Source organism: Acinetobacter sp. UBA2063 (genome assembly GCF_002333245.1).
GTDB classification, from domain to species: Bacteria; Pseudomonadota; Gammaproteobacteria; order Pseudomonadales; family Moraxellaceae; genus Acinetobacter; species Acinetobacter parvus.
This window is the reverse complement of the sequence record NZ_DDAH01000196.1, coordinates 1-9525: the sequence shown is the minus strand read 5'-3', so window position 1 is coordinate 9525 and position 9525 is coordinate 1. Positions and strand designations below refer to the sequence as shown.

The 9525-nt window shown below is 39.1% G+C and carries 9 protein-coding genes; 6 read left to right on the top strand and 3 right to left on the bottom strand.

Features of this window, described 5'->3' with window-relative positions:
- From B4H32_RS09555 to gmk, 3 genes are all read right to left on the bottom strand, one after another.
- Nucleotides 1-614: HD domain-containing protein (locus tag B4H32_RS09555; protein WP_286802617.1), on the bottom strand; the 614-nt coding region annotated here is incomplete at its 3' end.
- A gap of 206 nt (nucleotides 615-820) precedes the next feature.
- A complete protein-coding gene (gene rpoZ / locus B4H32_RS09550; protein WP_004678747.1) occupies nucleotides 821-1099 on the bottom strand; it encodes a DNA-directed RNA polymerase subunit omega in 279 nt (92 codons plus the stop codon).
- An 86-nt stretch (nucleotides 1100-1185) separates the two neighbouring features.
- Nucleotides 1186-1809, bottom strand: coding sequence for a guanylate kinase (gene gmk / locus B4H32_RS09545; protein WP_004683385.1), 624 nt, complete (start codon nucleotides 1807-1809; stop codon nucleotides 1186-1188).
- A 102-nt stretch (nucleotides 1810-1911) separates the two neighbouring features.
- Between gmk and ispH the strand changes: the two genes are divergently transcribed.
- The 6 genes from ispH to B4H32_RS09515 all read left to right on the top strand — a co-directional run.
- On the top strand, nucleotides 1912-2862 hold the full coding sequence (gene ispH / locus B4H32_RS09540; protein ID WP_286802614.1) for a 4-hydroxy-3-methylbut-2-enyl diphosphate reductase: 951 nt from the start codon (nucleotides 1912-1914) through the stop codon (nucleotides 2860-2862).
- A 140-nt stretch (nucleotides 2863-3002) separates the two neighbouring features.
- A complete protein-coding gene (locus tag B4H32_RS09535) occupies nucleotides 3003-3566 on the top strand; it encodes a pilus assembly FimT family protein (protein ID WP_286802611.1) in 564 nt (187 codons plus the stop codon).
- Complete coding sequence (gene pilV / locus B4H32_RS09530) at nucleotides 3563-4096, top strand: type IV pilus modification protein PilV (RefSeq protein ID WP_286802609.1); 534 nt, start codon at nucleotides 3563-3565, stop codon at nucleotides 4094-4096. Before B4H32_RS09535 ends, pilV begins: the two co-directional genes overlap by 4 nt.
- Nucleotides 4089-5102: a PilW family protein gene (locus B4H32_RS09525; RefSeq protein WP_286802608.1), complete on the top strand. Its 1014-nt coding sequence runs from the start codon at nucleotides 4089-4091 to the stop codon at nucleotides 5100-5102. Before pilV ends, B4H32_RS09525 begins: the two co-directional genes overlap by 8 nt.
- Before the next feature lie 11 nt (nucleotides 5103-5113).
- Nucleotides 5114-5872 (top strand): pilus assembly PilX family protein, encoded by a 759-nt coding sequence (locus B4H32_RS09520; protein ID WP_286802606.1) that lies wholly within the window; start codon nucleotides 5114-5116, stop codon nucleotides 5870-5872.
- A gap of 12 nt (nucleotides 5873-5884) precedes the next feature.
- Nucleotides 5885-9525, top strand: a 3641-nt coding sequence (locus B4H32_RS09515) for a hypothetical protein (protein WP_286802604.1), incomplete at its 3' end; no start/stop codon positions are given.

The window sequence follows — 9525 nt, the reverse complement described above, 5'->3', positions numbered from 1 at the left end:
GCGGTTTGCACATCATTAAACATATCCAGATCAAGATTCTGATAACAGAGGTGTTCCAGATTGTCCGCCATTTCATTCATACCGACAAGGCGAGCCATAGGTACAAAAATATCAAAGGTTTCTTGTGCAATGCGTGCGCGCTTGTCTGGGCGCAACGCACCCAATGTGGTCATATTATGATAACGATCGGCGAGTTTAATAATAATGACACGTGGGTCCTGTAAGGTGGCTTGCAGAATTTTTCGAAAAGAGGCTGCCTTGTTATATTCCTTGTCACTGGAATGGCTGAGCTTGGTTACACCATCAACTAGTTCCGCAACCACAGTCCCAAACTTCTGGCCAATTTCTTCTTTGGAGAACTCCGTGTCTTCAATCACATCATGTAACAAGGCTGCCATGAGCGTATCCGCATCAAGACGCATATGTGCCAGAATACAGCTGACGGCAATCGGATGCAGAACGTAGGGTTCTCCACTTTTACGGGTGATGCCACTATGCGCTAAATCGGCAAAATCACAGGCAGCAAGCACGTGTTGAACATCACTATCCTTAAGATAGGCTTCAATAATGACCTTGAGTTGTTGCTTGGCTTGGCTGACCTCTTCGCCTGGCATAAAACACCTTTTTTGATATGAATTAGAATAAAATGACACTAGTCTCTAATGAAAAGCATATTGTGAAACTTGTCAATTTGTTCATTATAAAAACTCGTAGATTTTTCCAATGAAGCATATTGCTTTTATCAATATATAAAGCAGTTTTTTTCAAAACAAAAAAGCCCAGTGTATTCACAGTGGGCTTTATGCAAAGCAAATTCGTTTTAGAAAGTGAAGCCTTCTAAATTTAATGAATTTGTAGACAATACCATGTCAAGGTTTGAAGTCTGATAGTCTTGGTCGCGTTGTTTTAGAATCTCTTTAGTGACATGACCCACTGCGATTTCACGTAATGCAACCACGGTTGGTTTGTCATTATCCCATTCTACAGTTGGTTCAATACCTTGACGTGCCAATTGACGTGCACGTTTACTCGCCACCAGTACCAACTCGAAGCGGTTATCTACATGGTCTAAACAATCTTCAACGGTTACACGTGCCATAAGTTGTCTCGTCTGAACATCACAATTTAAAAGACTGAGTAGTATAAAAGGCTTTTATGCAAGACTCAAGCCATTCCCGATTAAAGTCAGTCGCGATTAAGCGTAATCAAGTTTGCGATGAGTTGTTGGTGGCGGGCGCTTTGCTGTGTGGTGACCAAGCGGTTGGCAGTGATGATCGCCTCCAAATCATGAACGGCCTTGTTAAAATCGTCATTGATAATCACGTAGTCAAAATTGGCAAAATGACGCATATCTTCCACTGCACAGCTTAGACGATGTTCAATCACATCCACTGAGTCTGTACCACGGTTGGAAAGACGTTGTCTTAAATCATATTGGGTCGGAGGGAGGATAAAAATTTGTTTTGATTCAGGAAAAAGCCGACGTACCTGTTCTGCACCCTGCCAGTCAATTTCGAGTAATACATCGTGGCCTTGTTGTAATTGTTCTTTTACCTTAGCCTGAGACGTACCATAATAATTTCCGAATACTTCTGCATACTCAATAAAACCGCCCTGTTCAACTTGGGCCAAAAATGTTTCAGTATCAGTAAAATGATAGTGAACACCGTCAAGCTCACCAGGACGTTGGCTTCGTGTGGTGTGTGAGACAGAAACATGCAAGTTGCTGACACGATCGAGTAGGGCTTTAACGAGAGATGTTTTGCCTGTTCCTGATGCCGCAGAAACGACAAACAATAGACCCGACATGATATTTTTCCTGATATGATAAAATATCTTGGCTATTGTAGTGTAGCGTGCCATGAAACGAAATAGTTTGGCGTAAATATTCAGATGATGAGAGGGGATGTTATGGAAATTGTACTCGCCAATCCACGAGGTTTTTGTGCTGGTGTTGACCGTGCTATAGCGATCGTCAATCGAGCATTGGAATGTTTTAATCCACCCATTTATGTACGCCATGAAGTGGTGCACAACAAGTTTGTGGTGGATGACCTACGTCAGCGTGGTGCTGTTTTTGTAGATGAGCTTGATCAAGTTCCTGATGATTCAATTGTCATCTTTAGTGCACATGGTGTTTCCAAGGCTGTACAGCAGGAGGCGGATCGCCGTGGCTTAAAAGTGTTTGATGCAACCTGCCCACTTGTCACCAAGGTTCATATTGAAGTGACTAAGTACGCGCGTGAGGGCACCGAAGCCATTCTGATCGGGCATGAGGGGCACCCTGAAGTTGAAGGCACAATGGGGCAATATGATAAATCTGGTGGTGGAAAGATTTATCTGGTTGAAGATGAACAGGATGTTGAGGCCTTAATGGTGAGACATCCTGAAAAAGTGGCATTTGTGACCCAAACCACACTCTCGATTGATGATACAGCCAAAGTAATTGATGCCCTAAGAACCAAGTTTCCAAAGATTCAGGGACCACGTAAAGATGATATCTGTTATGCAACACAGAATCGTCAGGATGCGGTACGTGACTTGGCGGAGAAATGTGATGTCGTATTGGTCGTGGGTTCGCCAAACTCATCCAATTCAAATCGTTTGCGTGAACTGGCTGAGCGTATGGGTAAATCAGCTTATTTGGTCGATAATGCAGATGAACTTGAAAAAGATTGGTTTAAGCCAGACAGTAAAATTGGTGTGACAGCTGGCGCATCCGCGCCTGAAATTCTCATCAAGCAGGTCATTCAGCGGTTACAGGATTGGGGTGCGACCGCTCCGCAAGAGCTTCAAGGGCGAGAGGAAAATATTACGTTTAGTCTACCTAAAGAGTTACGGATACAAGTGATTCAGGCCTAATTTGTATAGAAAAATGTGAACTCAAAACGGATGGATAACACTCCATCCGTTTTTTTATTACTCTTATCTGCTTTGTATTGGTTCTGTAAAAATACAATTTAATATAGAGTAAGGAATTTTAAAAGAGTTGGGTGTAAGCGATGGGGAACAATCGAGGATTCACCTTAATAGAATTGATGGTGACGATTGCTGTGTTGGCAGTTGTTGCTATGATGGCAGTTCCATCATTTGGAAACTTAATTGCTAGAAAAAAGTTGGATAGTACTGCAAAACATTATGCACTTCTTTTTGGAGAGGTACGTGGTAAAGCAATTGGTCTACAGAAAGAAATTACAATAAAAAAATGTCCTATAGCAAGTGGTGTAGAAACATGCCCCGCAAATGAAATAACAACTTATTACCAATCGGTAAAAGTTGGTGGGTTGAATTTAATGAGTGATTACATTGGCGTAGATGATGTAATTTTAAAATTTGCACCTAATGGGCTCACAAGTACATTAAATACCAGAACGATTCCAAATCCTAATTATATATCAAGTAGCCCTACAGATTTATCAACTGAACCACCAACAAATCCACCAACTATTACTGAAATTATACCCTTGGAATTTACTATATGTGATCCAAACCTAAAACAAAGCAGGATTATTCTTGTTTCGAAAATGGGAACAGTCGATAGAATTACAGCAGGAACTTGCTCATGAACCTTATTAAAGTGCAACAAGGTGTTGGTTTGGTAGAAGTCTTGGTTGCCTTAGTTATTTTAGCTTTGGGGGTACTTGGCTTTGCAGCATTACAGCTTAGGGCTTTAGATGCTGCACAGGAGTCAACAGAACAAACAGTTGCGATGAATACTGCTCAGGATTTGGCTGAACGTATGCGATTAAACAGGACAGCCTTAGCAACTTATAAAACAGCAGTGAATAATAAGATCACTTTTGTTGGTTGCGATACAACCAATAATATTACCACTCCAAAAACATTGGCTATTCCTAAATGTAATTCGACACAGATGGCCCAATATGATGCAACTGAAGTTCTAGAAAAAGCAAGTAATAATGGTCAAAAAATCGTGGTAGCCAGTTGTATAAAAAGTACTTTGAATTGTATTTATGTATCTTGGGGTAAAACAGAAATTACTCCAACGAATGTAGGAAACTGTGTAAATACTACGACAGGGACATATATTGTTGATGCTAAATGTTTAGTGATGGAGGCATTCCAAGATGAATAATCAATCGACTAAACAACGGGGTTTTACCTTGATTGAGCTAATGATTTCCTTGGTGCTCGGGTTATTAGTGAGTGCTATAGCGATTCAGCTTTTTTTAACGAGTCAGCGTAGTGCAACAACTCAACAGGGAATCATGAATTTACAAGACTCGACGATGTTTGGTTTGGGAGAGGTTATTAAACATATCCGTCTGGCAAATTTAAATGCTTCCCAACCATATATAAACGATAAGGTTTTATATGGTGGAGTGGTGTTGGCTGGAGATAATATTTCAAATAAAAGAAATGCTGATGGTTCTTTAAACTTTGCAATTAATAATAATCTATTAACAAGAGGTTCAATTGGCCCTTCAAATTTAAAAGATCAAAAAAGTGATCAATTGGTGATTCAATACCGTGTGAGTACCTCAAATCAATTTGACTGTGAGGGAGCAGAGCTTACAAGTGGAGATTATGTGGTGGAACGTTATTTTTTGCGAGCTGATACCAATCGCAATGATCCAAATCAACCTCTTGCTCTAGCATGTAAAGCTGCACGTTATACAGAGACCAGCGCAAAAACTAATTCTCCATCAGACCTTAAACTAGCTGGAAATGGTGAAATGATTATTCCTCGGGTTGATCATTTTAGTGTGCGTTTGGGTGTTGCGTATGATGGTGCAAATAATAACTGTGATGCTATCACGACAAGCACTACGAGTGGAACACCACCTGTTACAACCACAAAGAATATTGATCCAGATACTCGGTTGGATTGTTTCAGCTATATGAATATTGAGGCTTATAGGGCTTTAACTGGAGAAAAACCACAAATTGTTTCGATACAAATAGGTTTATTAGCCCGCTCCTCAGACACTGTGGGTAGTAATAAATTTTTTGATCCAAATCAAAAGTATAAGATATTAAATGTTGATGAAATATTAAAGGTTGATGACAACAACAAATTATATTTGCGCAGTATTGTTACTCAGACAATTGCCATCCGTAATGGCTTTGGTATTCAGTAAGGAGAACTGATATGAAAGGTCATATACCAAAAAATGCACAAAAAGGCTCAGTTTTGATTGTTGTGCTGATAATGTTAGTTCTTCTGACCCTTGTTGGGACTTGGGCAATACAGGGAAGTATTAATTCTTTAAGGATTGCAACAAATGTTCAGGCTCAAAATTTATTAAAACAAACCAGTGATTCAGTTTTTTTTACGCTAGAAAATAAAACGGATGATGAGCTTTCCTTTACTAAAATGCGTATTGGTGATGGTATGTTGAATTATACATTGCGCCCTGAAAATAAAGGAAAAGAATTGGTCTTTTGTATTCGAGGTGAAACCACAGACAACTTCGAAGGTAGTCGTTTAGCCAGTGTAGTTTATTGGAATGGAGCAACCATTAATAATACTGAGATGGGAAAAAATGGTTTTTGTCAGGTTAATCGTCTGACTGACTTTCTGAGTGGTCGTAATGCAGTGATGACTCAAGTAACTGTACGAGCAGCAACCAATGATCAGGATTGGCAACATATGCTAGAAGGTGATGATAAAGAAACCTCAAAAAGTACAGGGATTCAAAAAGTAGCGATTACTGCAACTTCGATTTTACCTAACTTGAGTGATGCTACAAGTTCAGATGTGAATAGTTGTTTAACGAATTATACCAGTTTTGTTGATGATGCTTTAAAAACCAATAAAACGGTGACTGATTGTTTGTCTGAAAAAAATGTTCCATACAGCACTCAACAAATGGAATATACGATTAAAACTGTACGTGCATCCTCATAAGGAGAATGAATCATGAAAATGCTTAACCAGGTTCGCCAAAGTGATGCATCAACAGGTGTGCATCAAGGGTGGTCAAACAAATTTAAAGTGAGTGCGGTGGCTGCTGCAATTACTTCATTGATCTGTGCCAGTGTGCCAAGCTATGCCGCAGATTTGGAAATTTATAAGATTCCTGAAGATAGTACAGGTTCAACAACACTGATGATGATGCTAGACACTTCAGGAAGTATGACAAGTAATAATTATAAAGAAAATAGATTATTATCTTTGAAAAATGGATTGAAAGATGTCTTACAGGGTACAGCTACAATACCACGAATAGAAGATAAAGTAATTATAGGGCTTTCAACTTTTAGTGGAACTAAAGGATACATACGTATTCCTGCAAGAGCATTAGGGACTAAAACAGGGGGGCAGGTTGCAGATGGAGTATATACTAAACCACGTTGGCAAGCCTACAACCGTAAGATAACTTCTGGTAAGACAACAACTAAAACCTTGTATTACAATACATGTACTTCATGGGATTCAAAAAATTATAACTGTTTGGCATGGGGCGGAGAGACAACTACTAAACCTACAGGATATAGTACCTCTAGCCCTTATAAAAAAAGTACCAATACAGATTGTACATACGGTGATTACAGTGATTGTGTTTATGTTTGGGAAGAACCAATAAAATATCGTGATGAGACACATCGAGATACCTTATTAACAGCAATTAATAGTTTATCAGCAGGTGGAAGTACACCAACTGCTTATGCTTATGCAGATGCAGCAGCATATTTAATGGGAACAACAACTTTATTGCCTCAAGTCAATGTCAATGTTCCTATGTATGCTCAATATGATTCTACTACAGGTTGGAATTGTCAAAGTTGGAATACGAATAGCCAAACTTGTACAAATTGGGGATATTATATTGATAAAGGTTTCTCTATACCCGCAGGGAGTACGAGTAATCAAGCATGTACAGTTAGGTATAGTAGTAAAAATTATAGTGCAAGATGTTATTACTATAATCAAACTATAGATGATACTGATGCGGCGGGCGATAATAGTGGATTTAATGCCTCTACAAGTGATGCAAAAAATGGAAGTGTCTATGCTGCGCCTACATCTATAACATCACAGGTAGGCACAACTGCTAATGCTAATGCGAAAAAAGAATGTAGTGGACAAGGTATTTATTTTCTAACCGATGGTGAGCCTAATCCTGAGGGAGGTACTGCTACGGGTAGTGATGGTCTAAGTGGTACATCCTATAAATTAATGAGACAATCCTTATCAACGAAAGGGAGCTTATTTAGTTGTGCAGGCAGTCCTTTAGGTAATAGAAGTAATTACTATAAAACTAATAATGGCTGGTCTTGTATAGGTAACTATGCTCGTTCGTTAATTGATCCAGAAAAAAACCCAGTTGGCTTGCAGATAAAAACGGTTGTTGTGGGGTTTGGTAGTGATTTTGCTGGTACTGGAAATGATGATGTTGAAGATGCCAAAACATGGGGGAACCTTGGTGGCGGTGGTTGGGTTTCTGGGAATAGCTCCCAAGATGTCGTAAATAGTATTAATAAATTTATTCAGGAACTTAATAAAGATATTCCGAGTATGAGCACTGGCTCTTCAACTATTCCAGTTGATGCTTTGAATCCTGAAATTATCCAGCCGTATGCATATTTTCCTCAATTTGAGCCTAAAATCAAACCTGAAGATACTCAACAATTGTGGTTTGGGAATATAAAAAAATATTATGTTGTAAATAATGGGGTTTATTCTAATGCAAGTGGTGGAGCAGCTAATACTGTTGTTCTAAAAAGTAAATTGCAGGATTTAACAGATATTTGGGCAAAATCTGATATTAATTATCCAGATGGTATAGCAATTTTTAAAAAAGGTGGCGCATTAAGTCAGTTGCCTTTGGGTATTAATACGACAACAAAAAAAGCAGGACGTAAGATTCTAACTGAATATGCTTTTGATGGTACAAAGACAGGTGATGCACAATTTAGCCGTAATTTTGATTTAAATCTCATCGACTATACTTATACCACAGATGCCAAAACCAAAACTGATGATGCCAATCGAGTGCGTGGTTTAATGGCATTACTTGGCTATAATATTGCCTCAAATACAGCAACTAATGGCTTGGATCTAAAAACCGTTACTGCAGATCTGCGTCAAATGGGAAGTATCTATCATTCCTTACCAGTTTTGCTTACCCAAGAAGGTAAAGCCGAAGCCAGTAAGAATGCAACAACAAAGAAAATTGAGATTAGTACCACAGGGCGTAAAGATTATGTCATGTTCGGTACAACGCAAGGGGCTTTAAGTATTGTTGATGCCACTTCTGGTGTGGAGAAATTTGCTTTTGTTCCTAAGGAAATGATTGAAAACCAAGCAGAAACATTTAAAGAAAATGCAGGAGCTTTGGCTGGCGGTAAAAACGCTTTGTATTATGGTCTGGATGGTGAATGGGCTGCTCATACCGTTTATGCCACTAAATCTGATGGTACTTTAACTGTAAAAGATACAGTTCGTAATATTATTGGTGGTACAGCTACAGATAAAGAAAATTTACAAGGTAAACAATGGGTTTATGGTGGCATGAGAATGGGCGGGCGTAGCTATTATGCACTTGACCTGACAGATATTGACAATCCAAAACTGAAATTCCATATCGACCCTGCAACAAGCAGAGTTTATTCAGCAGCAAATCCAACGGGTAAAAAGTTTTCCGCTATTGCGAATATGGGACAAAGTTGGTCTAAACCAAAACTGGATTATGTAAACTGGAAAGGTCAGCGTAAACTGGTGATGTTTGTGGGTGGTGGTTATGATGCAGGCGGTGATGATGGTGATGGTCTAAAAGCGAATGGTATCCGTACAGGCTATGCAGGCTACGAATATTACAACTACAAACAGGAAAATGCGACCTCAACCAACAAAAAGATTGGCGCAGGTGTCTATATGTTTGATGCCAATAATGGAGATTTACTCTGGTATGCGGATGCAATTACACCAACGATGCCGACTGATTCAAATGATGAGGAATTTGAAACAGCGAAAACGATTTCTCATTTAACAAATAGTGATTTAAAATATAGTGTAGCCAGCGAAATTAAAACAGTAGACCGTAATAATGATGGTATGGTGGATCATATCTACTTTGGTGATCTGGCTGGGCAAGCATTCCGTATTGATTTTAATCGTGATAAAACGGCATTTAATTCACAAGGCACAAAAATTTTAAATCTACATAAAACAGATGGAACAAGCCCTCGTTTTTATTTACCACCAGTCTTTACAGCACATTATAGTGCAGGTAAAAAAGAAGGTGCAAATGTGGTAGTGGTTAGTTTTGTTTCAGGAAATAAAAGCTCACCATTATTAGCCACAACCGATTCCCCAACTGAAACAGGTAAAAAAGATTCAACAGGTTTGCAGTATGATGGGGTATATGCCATCTATGATTATGACATTCATCCAAATGGTCAGTTCTATCCAAATACACATATTGCTGCCAGAACATTGGCAGCGGCAGAGGCTACAACAGCATCAACAAGTCAATTAAAATTGATTAGTAATAGTGATGTGGTGCGTAGTGATGCGGATGCGACTTTGGTAAAAGGTGCTGTGGCAGACTCAACCTC

Coding starts and splice junctions, on each gene's coding strand:
- rpoZ (WP_004678747.1), bottom strand. CDS start 1,099: ATGGCACGTGTAACCGTTGAAGATTGTTTAGACCATGTAGATAACCGC.
- gmk (WP_004683385.1), bottom strand. CDS start 1,809: ATGTCGGGTCTATTGTTTGTCGTTTCTGCGGCATCAGGAACAGGCAAA.
- ispH (WP_286802614.1), top strand. CDS start 1,912: ATGGAAATTGTACTCGCCAATCCACGAGGTTTTTGTGCTGGTGTTGAC.
- B4H32_RS09535 (WP_286802611.1), top strand. CDS start 3,003: ATGGGGAACAATCGAGGATTCACCTTAATAGAATTGATGGTGACGATT.
- pilV (WP_286802609.1), top strand. CDS start 3,563: ATGAACCTTATTAAAGTGCAACAAGGTGTTGGTTTGGTAGAAGTCTTG.
- B4H32_RS09525 (WP_286802608.1), top strand. CDS start 4,089: ATGAATAATCAATCGACTAAACAACGGGGTTTTACCTTGATTGAGCTA.
- B4H32_RS09520 (WP_286802606.1), top strand. CDS start 5,114: ATGAAAGGTCATATACCAAAAAATGCACAAAAAGGCTCAGTTTTGATT.